General features: G+C 37.5%; 23 protein-coding genes. 9 read left to right on the top strand and 14 right to left on the bottom strand.

All coding sequences use genetic code 11. The features are described 5' to 3' along the window. Positions 1–28: 28 nt before the first annotated feature. Positions 29–928, bottom strand: a complete 900-nt coding sequence (locus tag J655_RS14730) for a LysR family transcriptional regulator (protein ID WP_032052612.1) — start codon at positions 926–928, stop codon at positions 29–31. Between the two features lie 243 nt (positions 929–1,171). Between J655_RS14730 and J655_RS14735 the strand changes: the two genes are divergently transcribed. Continuing rightward, the gene (locus J655_RS14735; protein WP_002121003.1) at positions 1,172–1,495 is read left to right on the top strand and encodes a hypothetical protein; all 324 of its coding nucleotides are present in this window, start codon (positions 1,172–1,174) and stop codon (positions 1,493–1,495) included. Positions 1,496–1,543: 48 nt separating this feature from the next. Here the strand turns inward: J655_RS14735 and grxD are convergent, their stop codons facing one another. After that, positions 1,544–1,885 (bottom strand): Grx4 family monothiol glutaredoxin, encoded by a 342-nt coding sequence (gene grxD, locus J655_RS14740; RefSeq protein WP_002120913.1) that lies wholly within the window; start codon positions 1,883–1,885, stop codon positions 1,544–1,546. Positions 1,886–2,112: 227 nt separating this feature from the next. On the opposite strand from grxD, the gene J655_RS14745 reads away from it, so the two are divergent. Then, positions 2,113–3,321, top strand: coding sequence for an aspartate aminotransferase family protein (locus J655_RS14745; protein WP_017480981.1), 1,209 nt, complete (start codon positions 2,113–2,115; stop codon positions 3,319–3,321). A 54-nt stretch (positions 3,322–3,375) separates the two neighbouring features. On the opposite strand, the gene J655_RS14750 is transcribed toward J655_RS14745, so the two are convergent. The 3 genes from J655_RS14750 to J655_RS14760 all read right to left on the bottom strand — a co-directional run bounded on the left by J655_RS14750 (position 3,376) and on the right by J655_RS14760 (position 4,842). After that, positions 3,376–3,807, bottom strand: a complete 432-nt coding sequence (locus tag J655_RS14750; protein WP_002121094.1) for a CBS domain-containing protein — start codon at positions 3,805–3,807, stop codon at positions 3,376–3,378. Between the two features lie 144 nt (positions 3,808–3,951). After that, a complete protein-coding gene (locus J655_RS14755) occupies positions 3,952–4,326 on the bottom strand; it encodes a DUF2750 domain-containing protein (protein WP_005802084.1) in 375 nt (124 codons plus the stop codon). Positions 4,327–4,608: 282 nt separating this feature from the next. Then, complete coding sequence (locus J655_RS14760; protein ID WP_002121063.1) at positions 4,609–4,842, bottom strand: hypothetical protein; 234 nt, start codon at positions 4,840–4,842, stop codon at positions 4,609–4,611. Between the two features lie 216 nt (positions 4,843–5,058). Here J655_RS14760 and J655_RS14765 point away from each other — a divergent pair, with 216 nt between their 5' ends. The 5 genes from J655_RS14765 (at position 5,059) to J655_RS14785 (ending at position 8,755) form a co-directional block, all read left to right on the top strand. Beyond that, positions 5,059–5,418 (top strand): hypothetical protein, encoded by a 360-nt coding sequence (locus J655_RS14765; RefSeq protein ID WP_002120892.1) that lies wholly within the window; start codon positions 5,059–5,061, stop codon positions 5,416–5,418. A gap of 99 nt (positions 5,419–5,517) precedes the next feature. Next, positions 5,518–5,844, top strand: coding sequence for a hypothetical protein (locus J655_RS14770; protein ID WP_002120920.1), 327 nt, complete (start codon positions 5,518–5,520; stop codon positions 5,842–5,844). 120 nt (positions 5,845–5,964) lie between these two features. After that, positions 5,965–7,077, top strand: coding sequence for a signal recognition particle-docking protein FtsY (gene ftsY / locus J655_RS14775; RefSeq protein ID WP_005073955.1), 1,113 nt, complete (start codon positions 5,965–5,967; stop codon positions 7,075–7,077). A 189-nt stretch (positions 7,078–7,266) separates the two neighbouring features. Beyond that, positions 7,267–7,863 carry a nitroreductase family protein gene (locus J655_RS14780; RefSeq protein ID WP_002121011.1) on the top strand — a complete coding sequence of 199 codons (597 nt, stop codon included), beginning with the start codon at positions 7,267–7,269 and terminating at the stop codon, positions 7,861–7,863. 220 nt (positions 7,864–8,083) lie between these two features. After that, the gene (locus tag J655_RS14785; RefSeq protein WP_017480982.1) at positions 8,084–8,755 is read left to right on the top strand and encodes a DUF2057 domain-containing protein; all 672 of its coding nucleotides are present in this window, start codon (positions 8,084–8,086) and stop codon (positions 8,753–8,755) included. Between the two features lie 64 nt (positions 8,756–8,819). Here J655_RS14785 and J655_RS14790 read toward each other — a convergent pair whose 3' ends face one another. From J655_RS14790 to J655_RS14820, 8 genes are all read right to left on the bottom strand, one after another. Continuing rightward, a complete protein-coding gene (locus J655_RS14790) occupies positions 8,820–9,119 on the bottom strand; it encodes a cyd operon YbgE family protein (protein WP_004791954.1) in 300 nt (99 codons plus the stop codon). Next, positions 9,120–9,221: a cytochrome bd-I oxidase subunit CydX gene (gene cydX / locus J655_RS0104550; RefSeq protein WP_002120988.1), complete on the bottom strand. Its 102-nt coding sequence runs from the start codon at positions 9,219–9,221 to the stop codon at positions 9,120–9,122. It lies immediately after the preceding gene. A gap of 10 nt (positions 9,222–9,231) precedes the next feature. Beyond that, entirely contained in the window at positions 9,232–10,377 is a 1,146-nt protein-coding gene (cydB, locus tag J655_RS14795; RefSeq protein ID WP_017480983.1) for a cytochrome d ubiquinol oxidase subunit II, read from the bottom strand. Beyond that, the gene (locus tag J655_RS14800; protein WP_032042412.1) at positions 10,374–11,960 is read right to left on the bottom strand and encodes a cytochrome ubiquinol oxidase subunit I; all 1,587 of its coding nucleotides are present in this window, start codon (positions 11,958–11,960) and stop codon (positions 10,374–10,376) included. The genes cydB and J655_RS14800 overlap by 4 nt, the downstream gene beginning before the upstream one ends. Then, positions 11,960–12,154 (bottom strand): cytochrome oxidase putative small subunit CydP, encoded by a 195-nt coding sequence (gene cydP, locus J655_RS14805; RefSeq protein WP_005073962.1) that lies wholly within the window; start codon positions 12,152–12,154, stop codon positions 11,960–11,962. The genes J655_RS14800 and cydP overlap by 1 nt, the downstream gene beginning before the upstream one ends. A gap of 378 nt (positions 12,155–12,532) precedes the next feature. Further along, a complete protein-coding gene (locus J655_RS14810; protein WP_017480984.1) occupies positions 12,533–13,141 on the bottom strand; it encodes an OB-fold-containig protein in 609 nt (202 codons plus the stop codon). Positions 13,142–13,166: 25 nt separating this feature from the next. Then, positions 13,167–13,475, bottom strand: a complete 309-nt coding sequence (locus J655_RS14815) for a Rieske (2Fe-2S) protein (protein WP_002121079.1) — start codon at positions 13,473–13,475, stop codon at positions 13,167–13,169. 16 nt (positions 13,476–13,491) lie between these two features. Continuing rightward, positions 13,492–14,496, bottom strand: coding sequence for an adenosine kinase (locus J655_RS14820; RefSeq protein WP_032006449.1), 1,005 nt, complete (start codon positions 14,494–14,496; stop codon positions 13,492–13,494). A 382-nt stretch (positions 14,497–14,878) separates the two neighbouring features. Between J655_RS14820 and J655_RS14825 the strand changes: the two genes are divergently transcribed. Further along, entirely contained in the window at positions 14,879–17,818 is a 2,940-nt protein-coding gene (locus J655_RS14825) for an insulinase family protein (RefSeq protein ID WP_032006447.1), read from the top strand. A 21-nt stretch (positions 17,819–17,839) separates the two neighbouring features. Then, on the top strand, positions 17,840–18,991 hold the full coding sequence (locus J655_RS14830; RefSeq protein ID WP_002120916.1) for a phospholipase A: 1,152 nt from the start codon (positions 17,840–17,842) through the stop codon (positions 18,989–18,991). 38 nt (positions 18,992–19,029) lie between these two features. Here J655_RS14830 and J655_RS14835 read toward each other — a convergent pair whose 3' ends face one another. Beyond that, on the bottom strand, positions 19,030–20,367 hold the full coding sequence (locus J655_RS14835) for a TrkH family potassium uptake protein (RefSeq protein WP_032052613.1): 1,338 nt from the start codon (positions 20,365–20,367) through the stop codon (positions 19,030–19,032).

Raw genomic sequence — 20,367 nt, forward strand, 5'->3', positions numbered from 1 at the left:
TTATCGAACTTTTTTATTTTAATTCATTTTAATGCTCAGAAAGATGTTCTACCAAATAATCAATAAATACTCGTACAGCAGGTAGTAACCCTCGGCGTGATGGATATACGGCATGTAATATACCGTGAGGAGCTTTCCAATCTGGTAAAATTTGTACAAGTTGTCCAGATTTTAGAAAATCTTCTGCTGCGCTCTCAGGTAGTAAAGCGATCCCACAGTTTTGACTTGCTAATTGCGCCAACATATGGATATTTGTACCCATTACGATTGGGCTAACTTTGATTTTCTTTTGCTGATTGTCTGGACCATGCAAAAGGAATTGTTGATCAAGATGCTCTTCTGACAAACTTAAAATGCGATGCTCACTAAGTTGTTCTGGATTTTTTATATCTCCAAATTCATTTAGATATGCTTGACTTGCAAATAGACTCTGTTCAATAAGTGCAAACTGTCTAAGAACTAAACTTGGATCATCATCTAGTTTTGAGCGAACACGTAAAGCAATATCAATTCCTTCATTAATGACATCTACTCGACGATTGCTGACCATAAGTTGCAAACGAATTTCTGGATATTTTTTTAAGAAAGCAGGCAAAATTTTAGGCAGTTGATTTTGAGCAATATCAACAGGAACACTAACCTTTACAACACCTCTAGGTTGAATACTTAAATGATCAACCAAATCATGAGCGGCCTGTGCAGCATTCATCATGACTTGAGCATGTCTATAAATATCCATCCCAATATCTGTAACAGCAAAATGACGAGAGCTGCGTTGAATCAGGCGAACGCCTAAGTTTTCTTCTAGGCTATATACGCGACGACTTAGTTTTGATTTTGGTATATCCGTTACACGCTCAGCGGCACTAAAACCACCATGCTCAACGACGAGAGCAAAACAATAAAAATCATCAAGATCAGTGAGCATTAAAATATCCTATTTCTGCAACAACCATGATTTTACATTATTATTTTTGCAACGATAATTCTTAAACTAAATTTTTTGTAATTAAAACATATACTAAGATATTTCCTTTAACTGAGAATTTGAAATTATATTGTCATTACAATGTAATTTTATTATGTGTTTTTTTGATGAGTGGTTCTAGCCTTTTCTAGAACTTTCAATTAATTTCTTTTACACTACAATTTTCTATTCTTTTCAAATCTAATGCACTATCAATTAATTGAACTTAACGATGCTTCTGCGAATATTGAATGTCCATTTTGCAAACAAGCAATAATTGACTGGGCGCAAGAACAATATATTCAGCCATGTGAACATACTTTATTTATTGCTATGGATTTGGGGTTTGAATTTATTGCTGATCGATTTGAAGAGTGTATGGATCAAAATGTGGATGAGTTGCACGAAGATCCGAATATGAATATTTTTGAAGCTCTCACGACAACAACTTATGAAAATCTAATTATTTTAAAATCTGATTTAGGTGTGGAAAATTTATTTCGCTATGTCGGGGTAAGTGATCGTTAAAATTGAGAGTATAAAAAAAGCCAATCTATTGATTGGCTTTTTTATTATTTACGCTTCTGGCGCTGCACTGTATTGTTCAACTAATGGTTTTAATTCACCATTTTGGAACATTTCAAGCATGATATCGCTACCGCCAATAAGTTCGCCATTTACCCAAAGTTGCGGGAATGTTGGCCAGTTCGCAATTTTTGGTAATGTTGCACGAATATCAGGGTTTTCCAAAATATTTACATATGCAAATGGACGACCAATTTGACTGAGCGCCTCTACAGCACGTGCAGAGAAACCACATTGTGGAAACTGTGGAGTGCCTTTCATGTAAAGTAAAACGGGATGCTTCGCAATTTGATCGCGGATTAACGCTTCAGTATCACGTGCTTGTTCAGTCATAAAGAGATCCTCAACTAATCTAGCAGCATTATAGGGGGTGTTTACATCGCTTTGCAAACCACCTGATTACTTAAAGTTGCATTGAATATTCAATATTTTATTGTATAAACCGAAGCGATAACAAAAAGCGGACGAAATTTTAGATAAATGAGTGATGAGACTTTTCATCAGAGCCAGTTTTTGCTTATATAAACCCTTCTTAAAACCTCATACAGACAGAGTTCGTTATGAATGATATTACCCTAGCTCCAATACAACCTGATCAACCATCACATTTAATGGCTACTTATGGTCGCCAAGCGATCAGTTTTGTACGAGGCCGAGGGGCATATCTATATACCGAAGATGGTACAGAGTATTTAGATGCTTTAACCGGTATTGCTGTATGTGGTTTAGGTCATGCGCATCCAGTCATTGCAGAAGCAATTGCTGAACAAGCTGCAACACTTGTGCATACAAGTAACTTATTTGAGATTCCTTGGCAAACGGCTGCTGCTCAGAAGCTTGCTGAAGTTTCAGGGATGGAAGAGATCTTCTTTTCAAACAGTGGTGCGGAGTCAAATGAAGGCGCCATTAAAATTGCTCGTAAATTTGGTACTCAACAAGGTGTAAGCTCCCCAAAGATAATTGTGGCAGAGCAATCATTTCATGGTCGTACTTTAGCAACACTTTCAGCTACTGGTAATAAGAAAGTACAAGATGGTTTTGCTCCTTTAACCAATGATTTTATTCGTGTGCCATTTGGTGATGTAGAAGCAATTCAAGAAGCTGCTTTGCAGCACCCAGATATTGTTGCGATTTTGATTGAACCTATTCAAGGTGAGGGTGGTATTAATACAGCACCTCAAGGCTTTAGCTATCTTGAAGAAGTCCGCACCATATGTAATCAACATAACTGGCTAATGATGCTAGATGAAATTCAAACAGGTAACGGCCGTACCGGTAAGTATTTTGCTTATCAGCATACAAACATTGTGCCCGATGTTTTGACGACTGCGAAAGGCCTTGGTAATGGCTTTCCAGTAGGTGCTGTAATGACACAAGGTAAAGCTGTTGGCTTATTAGGACCTGGTAGCCATGGGTCTACTTATGGTGGCACGGTGCTAGGTTCTCGTGTGGTTTATACAGTAATTGATACAATCCAAAAAGAGAATGCTGTAGAAAATGCGGCAGTTGTTGGTGGTTATATTGTTTATCAATTACGTGCGCAATTGGCAGATAAAAATGTGCAAGTACGTGGCTTTGGTATGATGATTGGTATTCAATTGCCTAAAGACTGTGCTGAGCTCGTTGCAATTGCTCGTGATCAACATAAGCTTATTATTAATGTTACAGCTGGTTCAGTAGTGCGTTTATTGCCACCAATTAACATGACTCAAGCACAAGCTGATGACTTGCTAGAGCGTTTAGTCGCTTTAATTAATAACTATCTTTAAATTTTATATCAATAAAAAATGGGCATATAAATGCCCATTTTTTATATGAAATAATTAACCGGAGATGTACTGTTTTAATTGTTCAATGAGATTTTTCTGGTCTTCCATTGCAGCTTTTACCAAGTCACCAATAGAGATAAAACCAACTAATTTTTCATTGTCTAGTACAGGCAAGTGACGTAAATGACGATCTGTCATAAGCTGCAAACATTCTTCAACCGTGTTATTTAAGCTTACCGTAAGTACTTTGGATGTCATAATTTCAGCGACTGTAGTGCTATATGATGAACGTTCCATAAGCGTTACTTTTCGCGTGTAGTCACGTTCAGACAAAATTCCGACAACTTTTTCCCCCTCAGCTACGACGAGCGCACCAATTCCTTTATCCGCCATAATCTTAATTGCTTCAAGGACAGTGGCTTCTGGAGAAATTGTAAAAATATCTTGCTCTGCTTTGTTCTTGATTACTTGTGCAACGATTGTCATTTCTTCTGTCCTGTGTTTTATCATTTTGTTTTAAATTAGCTTGATTTTATAAAAATGCAAAGACTGGATAGTCATTCAAATACAAGTTTTACATTCAAACGTTCAAAAAGCATTCTAATAGAGATTAAGCACCTAAAGAAAAGTTTACGCTCCTTGCCAATTCGGATGTTTGAAAAAGAAATGCTGCATTTGCTGAGTAGATAACTTTAATTTTCTATGAGATGAATTAAACAAAGCAGGAGTAACGTTGAGTCGAGTTAAAGTTGGTAATAAAGACTCATGGAAATCTTTAGGTGTAATTCTTCTTGGCTTGTAATGTGGCCAATGCTCTTTTGCGTAGCGATGTGCCTGCAAACCATTAAGCCAAAAAGGAAAAATAAAGTCTTCCTGATCTGATTTAATTGCCCATCCTTGATGAAATAATCCCCAAAGAACCCCGCAATACATCATGGTTCTTAAAATATAAATCTTAATCATCAAGTCTCTTGAAACCGGTTGTAGATTACTTAAACTTTTCATTGTGAATTTAAAGGTTCTAACTTGTCTTGCTTATTATAAAAAAATCAGATGACATTTCAGTTTAAACAGGTATCAAATCGTAAACAAATATTCCAACTGTGAAATTCATGTCCTTTACTTCAAACGGTTAGAACGTTGCGTAGTGAATTATATTTATAGAAAATTTTTACAGCGTAAAAACGCCACCTGAGCCACGACTGAAGTGGCGAAGTAAAGCTTTAGATAAATTGCTAGTTTTACTTATTTCCAGACGTAAAAAAACGCCACCTAGGTGACGTTTCTTTATGCTTGCATTGTGGCTAACTTTTGCCAATATTGTGCTTTAAGTGAGTCACGCTCAACACGGAAACCTTGATAATACAATTCTGCTAAAAACAGAGCAGCTTTACCGTGCCCAGCGCGAGCAACTTCTTCTAACTGTGCAACTGCATCCTGAAAATTCATTTGAGAGTGAATCGTGTTTACTGCAGTTGCGTACACATGTTCTAAATCATGATGAGAGATACGTTGAATCATAGAAAACTCCTTATTGTAATTATGATTACTTTTTCTAAAGACCGCTGCCTTTAAATTAATTTAACTTAGAATTATTAAACTAATATTACAAATTAATGGATTTGTCAACTATTGGTGCATACCAGTTAATTCACTATTAGGATACATGATTAAACATTATTCACAAATAATTTTGAGTAAAATCAATATGAGAATAAAAGACAAGGAGAATAAAATATGACAAATACTATCGATGGCTTTGTTTTTGATACTCCACCTAGAGAGGAACAAATCATAGAACTAGCCCATTATCATCGTAAACTATTAGATGAAGCGATCTTTCATCAAGAGATCCATTTAGGGGATTATTGTCTTGCTCAGCGCAAAAGAGTATTTGACTTTGCACGGCATTTGGAACCTGCACAAAAAAACTGGTTTTATCAAGTTTATGATGGTGAACTGAGAAAAATTGCCGACGAAGACGAATTGCATCCAGCCGATGCTGAAGAAGGGTTAAGTATTTTTGCGATGTTTTTAGTCTTGGTGATTATTGCAGCAATTTTATACTTTTCCGTCATTCGTTCACTAATAAGCTAAGTATTATTATCCAGTAAGGTACGATTCTTGGCCTTACTGGATGTTTGATCTTGTGCTTATGAGTATTGAACCCTACACTACACTAATTCGAGGTAGGTCATGCTCATATTCAAACAAAATTTTCTTAAATTAAAATCTGAGTTAAAAGTTGATCAATGTTTTAACCTATTTGTGGTTATTGTCATTGGCTGTATTTTTGTGCTGTCATATTTAGCATTACTTCGGCCTATTAGTCCGGAACAATATCAACGAATTATACAACTCTCTCATCAAGCTACTTATCCTAAAACTCAGGATATGGCTGAGCTGTTAATAGCTCAATCAGAAATTCATAGAGCAGAGTATTTAAAGTTAATGCATGCATATCAATTTGAAGGTGCTCATATTAGACAATATCCAGCACTTGCTCAGGAAGATACTCAGTAAATAGGGTAATCAGGCTAAATCTTGGTTTCCAAAGCTTTTTGAGCACTATTGTGGCAGGCAAAATTTTGAATTTATGCTAAACTTTATCTTTTTAAACGCGCTGCTTTTCAAGGAATCCGCATGGAGCAACAATCGAATATGCAAAATAAATTCTTGATAGATGCTGAGATCGGTGATGACGATGTCACATTACCTAATTTACCTGCTATCGATGTTCCCATCGTTGAATCTCCTGCTAAATCACAAGAAAATATTGAAGTAGCCAAAGAAGAAGTAGCTTCTACAGAAACAGCGGCTGAACAACCAAAAACTGGTTTTTTTGGCCGGATGAAAGAAGGCTTAACCAAAACTCGTCGTAATTTCGCTGATGGTATGGTCAATATCTTGATTGGTGGAAAGGAAATTGACGATGAGTTACTTGAAGAAGTCGAAGAGCAATTGTTGGTTGCAGACATTGGTGTTGAAGCAACTAAAACCATCATTACCAATTTAACAGAGCGTACAGCTCGTGGTGATTTGATCTATTCCCACTCTTTATATAAAGCGTTACAAGAAGAGTTAGTTGCTTTGTTGGCTCCACGTGTTAAGCCATTACATATTGACCCTAATAAATCACCTTATGTGATTTTGATGGTTGGGGTAAATGGAGTGGGTAAAACTACAACAATTGGTAAGTTGGCGAAACGTTTACAAGGTGAAGGTAAAAAAGTGATGTTAGCTGCTGGTGATACATTCCGCGCTGCAGCAACTGAGCAATTACAGATCTGGGGTGAACGTAACGATATCTCTGTAGTAGCGCAAGGTCATGGAGCTGATAGTGCTTCTGTTATTTTTGATGCCTTTGAAAGTGCTCGTGCTAAAGGAATTGACGTATTAATTGCGGATACGGCAGGGCGTTTACATAATAAGAGTAACTTGATGGAAGAGCTCAAAAAAGTTAAACGTGTTATGCAAAAAATTGATGCAACTGCACCTCATGAAATTATGTTGGTAGTAGATGCAGGAACAGGTCAAAACGCCATTAACCAAGTACAAGAGTTTGATCAAGCTGTAGGTTTAACGGGTATTACCATTACCAAACTGGATGGAACTGCGAAAGGCGGTGTGCTCTTTAATATTGCAAGTCGTACCCATGTGCCAATTCGTTTTATTGGTGTAGGTGAAAAAATTGATGATTTAAGACCATTCTCGGCTAAATCTTTTGTTGCTGCGCTGTTTGAAACTGATAAGTAAATTGCTTGGTAACCCTAAAAAGCTTCACTAAATCGTGAAGCTTTTTTTATATGTATATCTTTTATTATTGTTGCGAAAATAAAACGAACTGTCATATTTTTAATGCTGATTATGAAAAATGACTTTAATACACTGTACTCATTCCCAAACAACGACCCTTGGTCAAATCAATAGGTAGGAAATAACAAAATGTCTACTTTCTTAGATAAAATTAAAAACCGTCGTACAATTTATGCAATTGGTAAAAACGTTGCATTAGATCGCACTAAAATTGAAGAAACTATCCGTGAAGCAGTTAAACATAGTCCTTCAGCTTTTAACTCACAATCTTCACGTGTAGTGACACTATACGGTGAATCTCATGCTAAATTCTGGAATTTAGTTCGTGAAGCTTTGCGTAAAATTGTTCCTGCAGAAGCTTTTGCTGGTACAAATGCAAAAATTGATAGCTTTGTAGCGGGTGTTGGCACGGTTTTATTTTATGAAGACCAAGCTGTTGTTAAAAGCTTACAAGAGCAATTCGAACTATATGCAGACAATTTCCCTGTATGGTCTGAACACTCAAGTGCAATTGCTCAATTTGCAACTTGGACTGCGCTTTCAGAGCTTGGTTTAGGTGCATCTTTACAGCACTATAACCCAATTGTCGATGCAGACGCAGCTGAAGCATTTGATGTTCCTGCAACTTGGAAATTACGTGCTCAATTAGTATTTGGTTCGGTTGAAGCACCAGCAGGTGAAAAAGCATTTATTAATGATGCTGATCGTTTCAAAACTTTCAATTAATTTAATTGAAATTAAAAAAAGCACCTATTTTAGGTGCTTTTTTTATGTTTTTAGAATGAATAGGAGGAATACATAAAACAAAAATTTATGAAATTCAAATGCATATTTCAAAATAATAAATCAAGAAATTAGTCGATAACTGCTTTGTCATAAAATAGTCACAATCATATTGCATATTGCTCATGATTTAATAGCTTATCAAACACAGAGAAAGAGACAGATGACTTTAAGATTAGGTGTTGCTGCAATTGGTTTATTACTCAGCGGTTCGGTATTTTCAGCAGTTACAATTACAGCACCAGAGGAAATTGTAATCCTTGCGGTGAATGGTCAGGAAGTCAACTCTGGGTTATTTCGTTCATCTAAAAATAATTATAAAGTCGATGCTGGTGAAACAAGCTTAAGTGTGCGTTACCAAGAATACTTTGAACATTTAAGCGGAGAGCATGACATTGTTAAATCTGGTGTAGTCACAATTCAAACTCCGGCTCTCAAAGATGGGCAAACTTATAAGCTCAGAATGGTAGATGCACCAAAGCAATTTGAACAAGCAAAGAAATATGCTGAGCAACCAACTGTGGCTTTGTATAGCGCAAATAATGAATTGATCGTACAACAAACTGGTGCAAACAATGAGGCAAAACCATGGTTTGCAACGGGTTTATTAGGAAAAGTCACTGACTTTACGACTAAATCATCTAAATCGCAGCCTGAGGCAGTGTATGCCTCTGCTAAACCTACTTCTGTTCAGGTGGCTGTACCAGCTCCAACATCTATGCCAGTAACGGGTGTAGCCCAAACGAATGATCAACGTTTAGTAGAAACTTGGCAAAAAGCTTCTAAAGCTGAGCGTCAAAAATTTATGGCATGGTTAGCTGAACAATCAAATTAATTTAATATTAGTACCTATTAATTTAATCGAGATGAAAAAAGACCTCAGATGAGGTCTTTTTAATTTAGGTTAGAAACCAGATGTAATAGCCTAAAAGCATGAGAGGCCAAGCCACCCATGGGCTAAATAGCCATTTCCATAACCAGAAGTTGGGTACGAAACCTACTCCGTAAATAAATCCACCAGATATACCAATCATCACCAGCATAAGTTGGCTATGATTGTAGTGTCCGTTAGCATCAAGCATGAGTGAAGGGTAAACTAACAAAATTGCAGCAAGCGGCAATGCCAACAGAAAAGAAAGGGCCATTGCAAATGCTTGAGCTTTTCGATGATTTGATGCTGTCATTGCTTTTGCCATCATTTATTCCTCATCTAAATCTTGATGATGTTCGATATAAAGCGCGCTGAGTACACCCGCAAAACATGCCATCAAAATGCCTAGGATCCATGCGAAATACCACATAGTTTTCTCCTTAATACAAGCTATGCGAGTTTGACTCGATATGTTTGTTAGTGATGACTCCCCACATTTTGTAATAAGACCAACTGGTATAGATCAAAATAAGGGGAACAAAAATGCAGGCAGCAACTGTCATAACGCCTAAAGTAAGGTGACTTGATACAGCATCCCACATCGTCAAGCTAGAGTTAGGATTGATACTAGATGGAAGTAGAAATGGGAATAGGGCAAAACCAGCAGTTAAAATTGCTCCAACAATCATTAAACTTGTCCCAGTAAAACTTAGAGCTGCTTTTGCTTTTGAAGATGCAAAAATTGCAATGATTGCGCCTATTATGGCAAGAACAGGGGCAACTTTAGTCACTGGATAGGTGCTGTAATTGTTCATCCAACCTGGATTGCTATTGGTAATCACTTCTTTAGCTAAAGGGTTAAGCGCAGCATTTGAATCTATAGCAACAGCATAGCTATAACCTGGAACTTGTCCGAAATAGAGCCATGCTCCAATTACAAGGAAACAAATTAAAAAGATAATTGCCATAATTTGAGTGGCTTTGGCAGAGCGCTGTTTTAAAGCTTCATCAGTACGCAGCATGAGCCATGCACCGCCATGTGCACACAGCATAGACAGACTTACCACACCGCAAACTAGAGCAAAGGGGTTAAGAAGGGCAAAAAAGCTGCCTGTATATTCAGAGCGTAATGTGCTATCTAAACTAAAAGGAATGCCTAAAAATAAATTACCGAAGGCCACACCAAACACAAGCGCTGGAACAGCACCACCGATGCACAGACCCCAGTCCCAAGAGTTACGCCATTTGGTATTTTCAAGTTTAGAGCGATAATCGAAACCTACTGGTCGTAGGAAGAGTGCAAATAGAACTAATAAGAGTGCCCAGTACATGCCTGAGAAAGCGACTGAGTAGACCATTGGCCATGCAGCAAATAGTGCACCACCCGCCGTAATAAACCAGACCTGATTACCATCCCAATGTGGGGCAATTGTATTGATTGCAGCACGGCGCTCGCTATCAGTTTTTCCAACGAAAGGCATAAGAGCCATAGACCCCATATCAAAGCCATCGGTAAGTGCGAAGCCTATGAGTAGTACACCAACTAACACCCACCAAATGATTTTTAATAATTCATATTCAATCATGATAAGGCCTCCCCATTAACAGCTGCTTTTGGTTCTTGCTTTTCAAAATGATATTTGCCAGTGTGTAGAGAGCTTGGTCCTAAGCGCGCAAACTTAATCATTAAATACATTTCAATAATCAAAAGAGCGGTGTAGAACGCTGCTAGCGCAATAATTGAACCCCATACGTCACCAGTACTTAAACTAGAAGTAGAGAGGTGAGTTGGTAAGATTTCACCAATAGACCACGGTTGACGACCGCCTTCAGCTACATACCAACCAGTTTGTGCAGCAATCCAAGGAAGCGGTAGAGCAAACAATGCATATTTCAGAAGCCAAGGTTTATTTTCAGCATTTCTTTTTGCTACAGCCCAAGTCGCTAAAATGAAGAGTAGTAGCATTAAGAAACCAGAGGCAACCATTGCACGGAAAGAGAAAAATAACGCTGTAACATTTGGAACAGTATCTTTTACAGCAGCTTTAATATTTTGTTCACTTGCATCAACTACATTGGGTGCATATTTCTTAAGAAGTAGGCCATAACCTAAATCTTTCTGATTTTTTTCAAAAGAAGCCAATAGTTCGGGTGAGCGATCACCTGCACGCAATTTTTCAAGTTCAGCATAGGCAAGCATACCGTTGCGAATACGAACTTCGTGTTGTTGCATGAGATCTTTAAGACCAGTAACTTCTTTGGTTGTTGAACGAGTTGCAATTAAACCTAATGCATATGGAATTTTAACTGCGTAATCTGTCCGCATCTCTTCATGGTTTGGTACACCAAACAAAGTAAACGGAGCAGGAGCAGGATGAGTATCCCATTCGGCTTCGATCGCAGCGAGTTTAGTTTTTTGAACATCACCGAGCTCATAGCCAGATTCATCACCTAACAAAATCACTGAAAGTGTAGATGCGAGACCGAAAATGGCAGCAATTGCAAAAGAGCGGCGTGCGAAAGGAAGATCACGTTTTTTAAGTAAGTAATAGCTTGAGATGGCGAGTACAAAAATTGCACCAGTTACATAGCCCGCAGAAACGGTATGCACGAATTTCACCTGAGCTACAGGGTTAAAGATCAGCGCGCCGAAATCAACTAACTCCATACGCATCGTTTCAAAGTTAAATGTAGCACCTACTGGGTTTTGCATCCAACCATTCGCCACTAAAATCCAGAGTGCTGACATGTTGGAACCGAGAGCGACTAACCACGTTACGCCTAGATGCTGAACCTTACTTAAACGGTCCCATCCGAAGAAGAATAAACCAATAAATGTAGACTCAAGAAAGAATGCCATAAGGCCTTCAATTGCTAATGGAGCACCAAAAATATCACCTACATAGTGTGAGTAATAAGCCCAGTTTGTTCCAAATTGGAACTCCATTGTTAAGCCAGTTGTTACCCCTAAAGCAAAGTTAATACCAAATAATTTTCCCCAAAATTTAGTCATATCTTTGTAAATTTCTTTACCAGAAATGACATAAGTGGTTTCCATGATGGCAAGGATAAATGCCAAACCTAGAGTTAAAGGGACGAAAAGAAAGTGATACATTGCGGTCATCGCAAATTGAAACCGCGAAAGATCAACCACGCTTTCAGAAATCATCAACGTGTCTCCTTAATGTGGGAAATGTTATCGCCAGCAATATGCTCGGCGACCTGATTGTCAAAATTTTTGGGGATGGTGGGAGCATCAAACCAAATATGTTTGATCGTTAAGAGAAGCACTATTTTTATTATTAGAATAATAGTGATTTCTTTAACTAAACGACCATTAAGATTTTTAAAATTAAGGCTCATAAATTAAACCTCATTTGATATTAATTTTATTATTAATCAAAATATAATAAAAATAAACATTAAATATATTTTAAATGAATATTTAAATAATTAATTTATATAAAACAATTACTTAATATTTTAAAATAAATACTATACTAAAATAGTCTGAATTGATTATTAAATCCTACTAAAACAGTTGTAAATAAAAATATTAAGTTGATTAAAATAGTTTGTTTTAATTTAATACCGACTAAAATAGTTGTATATTATATTTATAAGTTATATTTCAAACTAAAATGGTTGGAATAATAAATAATTAATTAAAAAGAAAATAATAAAATATAGGCGTAATAAAGCCTGCTAAAAGCAGTAAGTAAATAGAATAGTAGTAAGAGTTTAATCGGGGGCGAAAAGATCGTTTGATATAGAAATTTTCTTGGCTACATAATGGCTTTTATGCACTCTCACAAGGATAACTTGAGAGTATAATTCGAGTTCGCCGTATTCTGGTTCGACTTGAACGTAATGTAGCTGGCCGAATTCATCACGCACACGCGCTTGGGCAGAAAACCCAGGTCTAGCATTACCACTGGAAACTGTCGCTAAACGTCCTAAAAGATTATAGTTTGTATGAGTAAGCTTTGGTTTAATTACTTGGTCAAGGCAGTGAATCATGAATACAGTAAAAAAGATTGCGATGACAAGGGCTGGGACGATTAAATAAAATGGTGAAATAAAATAATGCTGGATTGCAAAGAAAGAGAGCTGTAAAAAATAGCCTGCAAAACTAAAATTGATAAGTAAAAAAACGAAAATTAAAGCTTTAGAAAATTTAACGTTAAGTAGTGGCGAGTTAGAAAGCCAAACAGGCGCAATTTTTTTGAGTAATTGACTTGGACGAAGTCCAATATACATACCAATGGTTTCTACCACGCTGAGTAATATCAAAGCCACTACACTTAAGTGAAATGGCATAAGATAATAATTGAAAAAGAAATCAGCCATGGCAGAAACTCTAATGTTTATCGCTTCAGTCTACGATATAGATACCGCCATCTGAATGTACTTTAATCTCAACTTTATTTAAAAAATCACCTAAACATGGTCCTGAGATACATTCGCCTGTTTCCACAGTAAATAAAGCACCATGGGTAGAACATTGAATATATTCTTGGTCTTGATCAAGAAATTGATTTTCTAAATATTCAAGCTCTGTTTGCAAGTGAGGGCATAAGTTTTGATAAGCATAGAATGCGCCATCACGTTGCGTAATGAAAATAGTAGTTCCTTGTAAAGTGTCAAAAGCTCTAGCTTCACGCTCAGGAACTTCTTCCGTCATACAGATCCTTTCCATTTCAAGCACATTCCTTCTGAAAATTTTCAAGAAGTTTAGCATAATCATTAATCGCTAAACGTGGGCCAAATTGAGAAACAACTTCACTAGAAATTAAGACAGCTAACTGTGCAGCAGCATTCAAATCTTGATGATGATTTAGGGCATATAGGAATGCACCTGCAAATGCATCGCCAGCACCATTGGTATCAACGGCTTCTACATGACGGCCTGCCACATGGAAATGTTGAGTAGAGTTAGAAACTAAAGCACCTTTAGCACTTTGTGTAATGACTACTGTATGATTTTTAAAACGTAATTGAGCAAGAGCATCTTCAACAGTTGTTGTATTTGTATACATTAAGGCTTCTTGTTCATTACAAAATAGTAAATCTACGCCATCATCCATGAGCTCTTCTAAGCCTTCGCGAGCGTATTGCACCATGGCAGGATCTGAAAGAGATAAAGCAATCTTAACGCCATTTGCTTTTGCAATTTCTCTGGCTTGTTTTACAGCTTTGCGCGCTGTTTCACTTGTAGAAAGATAACCTTCAATATAAAGCCATTTTGCTGTTTTTAATGGTTCAAAGTCGATTTGATGTTGAGAAAGTTCAGCAGTGATGCCCAAATAGGTATGCATTGTACGTTCAGAGTCAGGGCTAATGAGTACCATGCAGGTACCTGTCACGCCTTCACTGATTGATTTTGGAGTGGTTTGGATGCCAGCTTCATTTAAACCTTGTAAATAAATTGAACCCAAATCATCGTTACCAACGCGGCAACCATAAAAAGCACTTCCACCTAATGCACTAAAGGCTACAGTAGTATTCGCAGCAGAACCACCACTTGCTTGACCTTTATAATCTTGATGCTGTTTTAACTCTGCATAAAGAGCAGATTGAGTGTCGCCATCGGACAACTGCATGGTGCCTTTTTGCAAACCTTGTTGACTAAGAAAATCATCAGACACTTTAAATTCTTGGTCGATTAATGCATTACCAATTGCAAAAAGATCTACAGTTGCCATATGTGTTGTCACAAAATAAAAAAATCAGGTTGCTAAGTTTACACCATTGCTTGGATTTGCTGTAGTTTGTTGAATAAAATTCAGTTAAATCAAAAATTAGTGGAAAAATATTATTGTGTGAAAATTCTTTAGACTCACAAATAGCTCGTTAAGATAAAATTGATAAGCTTTTTTATTCAATGTCTATCATATACATAGAATTAAAAGCTTTTGTTCTGTTAGGATAAAACATTCATGGCTATGTGTTTGATATCAAAGCTGTGCCAATGAAAACTAATACTCAACAAAAACATAGTATTTTACTTGGCTTTTGTTCGCCAATCTCAAGCTGACTCAGGCTATAATGAGACTTATTCACTTATCCGATATGTTAGGAGATCACATGACTGTAGATGTCACTGAAACCATTTCTCAAACTGTTCACCCTGCGTTTCAGTTGCTACGTCAGCACCATGTAGAAGCATTAGATATTTTAGTGTCTGAATATAAGCATAAAGTCACAGGTGCGGTGCATTATCACTTGGCAACTGATTATGATGAAAATGTATTTCTTGTTGCTTTTAGAACACAGCCTATGGACTCTAAAGGCACGGCACATATTTTAGAACATACGGCTTTGTGTGGATCTGAAAAGTTTCCGGTACGTGATCCATTCTTTTTAATGATTCGTCGTTCTTTAAATACTTTTATGAACGCATTTACCGCAGCAGATTGGACAGCATATCCATTCGCTACTCAAAACAAAAAAGATTTTCAAAACTTACTTTCTGTTTATCTTGATGCGGCATTTGCTGCCAATTTGAATCCACTTGATTTTGCTCAAGAAGGTATTCGTATTGAACTGGAAAATGGTCAACCTGTTTATAAAGGTGTTGTTTTTAATGAAATGAAAGGTGCGATGAGTGCGCCGTCTGACCAACTTTATCATCAGTTGGCCCATCATTTATTTCCTGAAACGACTTACCATTACAACTCAGGCGGTGACCCGAAAGATATTCCTGATTTAACGTATGAGCAGTTAGTCGATTTTTATAAAGTACATTACCATCCAAGTAATGCTGTATTCATGACCTTTGGTAATCAAACAGCATATGAACTACAAGAGCAGTTTGAAAAACTAGCCCTGCATAAGTTTTCGGCAGGAACAACTTTATATTCTAAGCCTGAAAAACGTTTAGCTGCACCAATTGAAGTAACAGAGAACTACGGTGTTGATAGTGATGATTTAAAAGATAAAACTTATCATGTTCTATCTTGGTTATTACCAGAGGCAAATGACATTAAATTGCGTTTAGGAATGCGTTTAGTTGAAGGAATTTTATTAGAAAATTCAGCTTCACCACTACGTCATTACTTAGAAACTTGTGGTTATGCTCAATCTACAGGTCCATTAATGGGCGTAGACGATAGTAATTTTGAAATGACTTTCTACTGTGGTGTTCAAGGTTCAAACCCAGAACATGCACAAAGCTTTAGAGAGGGTGTTTTAAATATTCTGCGTGAGGTTGCTGCTAAACCAATTGATAGTAATTTAGTCGATGCAATCTTGCATCAGATTGAGTTGCATCAGCGTGAAATTAATGGTGACGGCACACCTTATGGCTTAAGTCTAATTTTAAATGGTTTAAGTGGTGCGATTCACCATAATGATCCAATCCAAATTTGGGATGTTGACAGCGCAATTGCACAAGTTAAAGAAGAGTTGAAAGACCCAATGTGGTTATCAAATCTGATTCAAACATATTTGCTCGACAACCCTCATCGCGTACAAATGACTTTAGTTCCAGACCCGACCAAGTCTGTAAAAGAGCAGGAAGCGGAAAAAGCTCGTTTAGCGGCTATTGGTGAAAAGCTAACAGATGCTGATAAGGCTGAAATCATTGCTAAGACTAAGGCTTTAGAGGAACGTCAGGACACTCCTGATAATCTTGAGTTATTGCCAAAAGTAGGTTTGGAAGATGTACCTGCTGACTTGCATATTGTGCAAGGTCAGTTACGTGAAATTATTTGTAATCGTATGGATACGCCGTTGAACTTGTACCATGCTGGTACTAACGGTATTTACTATCAACAAGTACTCATTCAGATTCCTGAAGATATTGTGAAGTCGCCTTATTTCAATTTGCTTTCTATTTTGATGGGTGAAGTAGGTGCAGGCGAATATGGCTATCTTGAACTACAAAACTTACAAACCGCTGTAAGTGGTGGTTTAGGAATGGGTGCCTCTTTACGTAGCAAAGTTGATGATAAAGATAAAATTAGTGCTTGGTTAACTTTAACGACTAAATCGTTGACTCAGAAATTTGATGCAATTCATTTATTAAAATTAGCATTTGAACAGCTTCGATTTGATGAGAAAGAACGAATTATCGAGTTACTGCAACAACGTAAAACACGTTGGCAATCTCGTTTATCTGGTTCAGGTCATAGCTATGCGATGCAGATTGCTTCTCGTAACATGAGTGCCTTGGCTCAACGTGACTATCAAAACACGGGTTTAGGTGCATTGAACTGGTTGGGTGAGCTTGTTACTAAAATTACCCAAGATGATGCTGCTTACGATGAGCTGATTGCAGAATTAAAACGTATTCATAGTAAGTTGTTGCAAGCACCTAAACAGTTCTTACTAGTGTGCGAAGAACATCAATCTGAACGTTTGGTTGAAGAAATCCAGAATGTTTGGGATAAGTTGAATGTTGATACAGCTACAACTGAGTTAACTCAAGTAGAACAAGCTAATGATAATAATCATGAAGCATGGTTAATTCAGGCAAACGTTCAATTCTGTGCGTCTGCATATCAAGCCGTAGAAGTATCACATCCAGATGCGGCTCCATTAATGGTATTGGCAGCTTATTTACGTAACGGATTCTTGCACAGTGCTATCCGTGAAAAAGGTGGTGCTTATGGCGGCGGGGCTAGTTATGATGGAAATGCGTGTTCATTCCGTTTCTTTAGCTACCGTGACCCACGTTTAGCAGAGACGTTTAAAGACTTTGAAGCAAGTGTGCAATGGTTATTAAATACAGAGCAACAACCTCATCAGCTTGAAGAAGCAATTCTTGGTTTAGTGGCAAGTATGGATAAACCAGGCTCTCCAGCAGGTGAAGCGATTACAGCATGTTATGCATTGTTGCATGCGAGAACACCAGCTTTCCGCCGTACTTTGCGTGAAAGATTGTTGCATGTAACATTGGATGATTTAAAACGTGTTGCTCGTCAATATTTAGTAGAGCAAACTCCTGTAAAAGCTGTAGTTGCGCCATTTGCTAAACGTGATGAATTGCAGCGATTAGGTTTTACCATTCAACAAGTTAATTAAAATAAAAATTGGAGATTGAACATGGCGTTCAAACAATTTGAACGCACATCTTTACAGCTAAGCATGGGAATCGTGCTTAGCTGTTTATGTGCGTCTGTAACATATGCTGATACCTTAGCTCCAGCAAACCCTGCCACAGTTGATGCATGTGTTGCTCTTGCTTCGAATGCCGATCGTCTAGCTTGTTACGACTCTGTATTTAAGCCAGCAGCTTTACCTGTTGTACAAGCCGCGGTAGTACCTGAGCCTGTTAAAAAAATCGATCAGCCCGCTGTTCAACCAGAAACATTTAAAGAGAAGGTGGTAGATACAGTTAGTAATATTAAAGTGATTGGTAAAGCACCTACACTTGAACCTACTACTTCTTTGCTAGATCAACGTTGGGAATTATCTGAAAAAAGTAAGCTAGGTGTTTGGAATATTCGTGCTTATCAACCAGTCTATTTACTACCTGTATTTTGGACCAGTGACAAGAATGAATTCCCGAGTAGTCCAAATCCAAATAACACTGTAACGGATGCTCAGAATCTGAAATCAACAGAAAGTAAGTTTCAGATTTCTTTGAAAACCAAAGCTTGGGAAAATATTTTTGGAAATAATGGTGATTTGTGGGTAGGGTATACGCAATCTTCACGCTGGCAGACGTTCAATGCTGAAGAATCTCGCCCATTCCGTGAAACGAACTATGAGCCAGAAGCAAGTTTAATGTTTAGAACGAACTACGAGTTGCTTGGTTTAGATGGGCGTTTGCTTGGAGTTACCTTAAACCATCAGTCAAATGGTCGTTCAGATCCATTATCTCGTAGCTGGAACCGTGTAATTTTTAATGTTGGATTGGAGCGTGGTAATTTTGCTTTAATGCTTCGTCCATGGATTCGTCTTGAAGAAGATAGTAAAGATGATAATAATCCGGATATGGAAGATTACATTGGTCGTGGTGATTTAACAGCGTTTTATAAGTGGAAGCAGAATGACTTCTCTTTAATGCTGCGTCATTCATTGAAAGGTGGTGATGACTCTCATGGTGCTGTGCAATTTGATTGGGCTTTTCCAATCAGTGGCAAGTTACGCGGACATTTCCAGTTGTTTAACGGTTATGGTGAAAGCCTAATTGATTATAACCATCGAGCAACTTATGCTGGTTTGGGTGTATCGCTCTTGAATTGGTACTAAGACGCTATAAAAAAGCCGCTTTTAAAGCGGCTTTTTTATTATCCAATTTGAATGTTGGCTTGAGGGTGTTTGAGTCGGCTCTTTTTAGGAGTAGCAATTAAATAGGCGAGTGTTAATGGTCCCAGTCGTCCAGCAAACATGAGTAGGCTTAAAATGAATAAACTACCATTATGTAAATCTGGTGTGATTCCACGAGAGAGGCCCACTGTACATGCGGCTGAAACAACCTCAAAAAGCAAATTCATAAAATCTGCTTTAGGCTCTAAAAGCAAAAGAATAAAGAAGCCCATGAAGATGAGGATGCTCGTAATAGCAGTTACCGCTAATGCTTTATAGGTCGTTTCATGAGATACAGAGTGGTTAAATATTCTAATTTCATCTGTACGGCGTAAAAATGAAATTACACTAAGTACTAAAATGATAAAGGTTCCAACTTTGATTCCACCCGCTGTACTCAGTGAACCACCACCAATAAACATCAATAACATCATTAGTAGTGAGCTACTGTTGGTCATTGCACCCGTATCAATGGTATTAAAACCTGAGGAACGAGGGACTGTTGCCTGAAACCAAGCGTTTAATGCTTGTTCACCTGAGTTTAACATCCCTAAAGTCGCGGGATTTTGAGCTTCTAAAGCCCATATTAAAATAAAGGCAACTAGGTTAATAATTGCAATGGTTGTCAGAATAAGTTTGCTATTTGGCGTTAGTTTTTTCCATCTTTTGTTTTGCTTAATATCCATGAGTACTAAAAAACCAAGACCACCTAAAGTGTAAAGGATGCTAATGGTTATACAAATAATATAGTTACTTTGGAAATTCATTAAGCTATTGGAAAATAATGAAAAACCAGCATTATTGAATGAGGAAATGCTGTAAAAAGCCGCATAATATAAACCACGAGCAAAGCCATAGGTTGGTGTAAAAGCGGTAGTAAGAATAACTGTACCAATCAGCTCAAAAATAAGAGTATAGGTGACAACGCCTTTAGCAACAAAGGTAACTTTTGATAGGCTTGTTTGCCCGAGACTATCTTGAGCCATCATTTGCTGTTTAAGACCAACTTTTGGTGACAAACTTAATGCGGCCAATATCGCAAAAGTCATAAAACCCAAACCGCCAGACTGGATCAGTAATAAAATAATAGTTTGCCCAAAGAGGGTAAAAGACTCATGAATATTTAAAACGGATAGACCGGTAATGGTAACTGCTGAGGTGGCTGTAAAAAGCGCATCCATCCAACTGACATTGCCTGTATTCGCAAATGGCAATTTAAGCAATAAAGTGCCAAAAGTAATAAAGCCTAAAAACCCTAGCGCTAAAAGTGAAGGAGGGCTTAAATTTAACGTTTTATGAGGCTTGGGATATATGGACAT

The sequence above is a fragment of the Acinetobacter sp. 1294243 genome (assembly GCF_000588015.1).
Classification (GTDB): domain Bacteria; phylum Pseudomonadota; class Gammaproteobacteria; order Pseudomonadales; family Moraxellaceae; genus Acinetobacter; species Acinetobacter pittii.

Excerpts from the sequence above, each read along its gene's own strand:
- J655_RS14765 (WP_002120892.1), top strand. The coding sequence starts at position 5,059 with ATGACAAATACTATCGATGGCTTTGTTTTTGATACTCCACCTAGAGAG.
- J655_RS14810 (WP_017480984.1), bottom strand. The coding sequence starts at position 13,141 with ATGGCTGATTTCTTTTTCAATTATTATCTTATGCCATTTCACTTAAGT.
- cydB (WP_017480983.1), bottom strand. The coding sequence starts at position 10,377 with ATGATTGAATATGAATTATTAAAAATCATTTGGTGGGTGTTAGTTGGT.
- cydX (WP_002120988.1), bottom strand. The coding sequence starts at position 9,221 with ATGTGGTATTTCGCATGGATCCTAGGCATTTTGATGGCATGTTTTGCG.
- J655_RS14815 (WP_002121079.1), bottom strand. The coding sequence starts at position 13,475 with ATGACGGAAGAAGTTCCTGAGCGTGAAGCTAGAGCTTTTGACACTTTA.
- J655_RS14735 (WP_002121003.1), top strand. The coding sequence starts at position 1,172 with ATGCACTATCAATTAATTGAACTTAACGATGCTTCTGCGAATATTGAA.
- J655_RS14780 (WP_002121011.1), top strand. The coding sequence starts at position 7,267 with ATGTCTACTTTCTTAGATAAAATTAAAAACCGTCGTACAATTTATGCA.
- J655_RS14835 (WP_032052613.1), bottom strand. The coding sequence starts at position 20,367 with ATGTCCATATATCCCAAGCCTCATAAAACGTTAAATTTAAGCCCTCCT.
- J655_RS14785 (WP_017480982.1), top strand. The coding sequence starts at position 8,084 with ATGACTTTAAGATTAGGTGTTGCTGCAATTGGTTTATTACTCAGCGGT.
- cydP (WP_005073962.1), bottom strand. The coding sequence starts at position 12,154 with ATGAGCCTTAATTTTAAAAATCTTAATGGTCGTTTAGTTAAAGAAATC.
- J655_RS14745 (WP_017480981.1), top strand. The coding sequence starts at position 2,113 with ATGAATGATATTACCCTAGCTCCAATACAACCTGATCAACCATCACAT.
- J655_RS14825 (WP_032006447.1), top strand. The coding sequence starts at position 14,879 with ATGACTGTAGATGTCACTGAAACCATTTCTCAAACTGTTCACCCTGCG.
- J655_RS14730 (WP_032052612.1), bottom strand. The coding sequence starts at position 928 with ATGCTCACTGATCTTGATGATTTTTATTGTTTTGCTCTCGTCGTTGAG.
- J655_RS14770 (WP_002120920.1), top strand. The coding sequence starts at position 5,518 with ATGCTCATATTCAAACAAAATTTTCTTAAATTAAAATCTGAGTTAAAA.
- J655_RS14790 (WP_004791954.1), bottom strand. The coding sequence starts at position 9,119 with ATGATGGCAAAAGCAATGACAGCATCAAATCATCGAAAAGCTCAAGCA.
- J655_RS14830 (WP_002120916.1), top strand. The coding sequence starts at position 17,840 with ATGGCGTTCAAACAATTTGAACGCACATCTTTACAGCTAAGCATGGGA.
- J655_RS14800 (WP_032042412.1), bottom strand. The coding sequence starts at position 11,960 with ATGATTTCTGAAAGCGTGGTTGATCTTTCGCGGTTTCAATTTGCGATG.
- ftsY (WP_005073955.1), top strand. The coding sequence starts at position 5,965 with ATGGAGCAACAATCGAATATGCAAAATAAATTCTTGATAGATGCTGAG.
- grxD (WP_002120913.1), bottom strand. The coding sequence starts at position 1,885 with ATGACTGAACAAGCACGTGATACTGAAGCGTTAATCCGCGATCAAATT.
- J655_RS14750 (WP_002121094.1), bottom strand. The coding sequence starts at position 3,807 with ATGACAATCGTTGCACAAGTAATCAAGAACAAAGCAGAGCAAGATATT.
- J655_RS14760 (WP_002121063.1), bottom strand. The coding sequence starts at position 4,842 with ATGATTCAACGTATCTCTCATCATGATTTAGAACATGTGTACGCAACT.
- J655_RS14755 (WP_005802084.1), bottom strand. The coding sequence starts at position 4,326 with ATGAAAAGTTTAAGTAATCTACAACCGGTTTCAAGAGACTTGATGATT.
- J655_RS14820 (WP_032006449.1), bottom strand. The coding sequence starts at position 14,496 with ATGGCAACTGTAGATCTTTTTGCAATTGGTAATGCATTAATCGACCAA.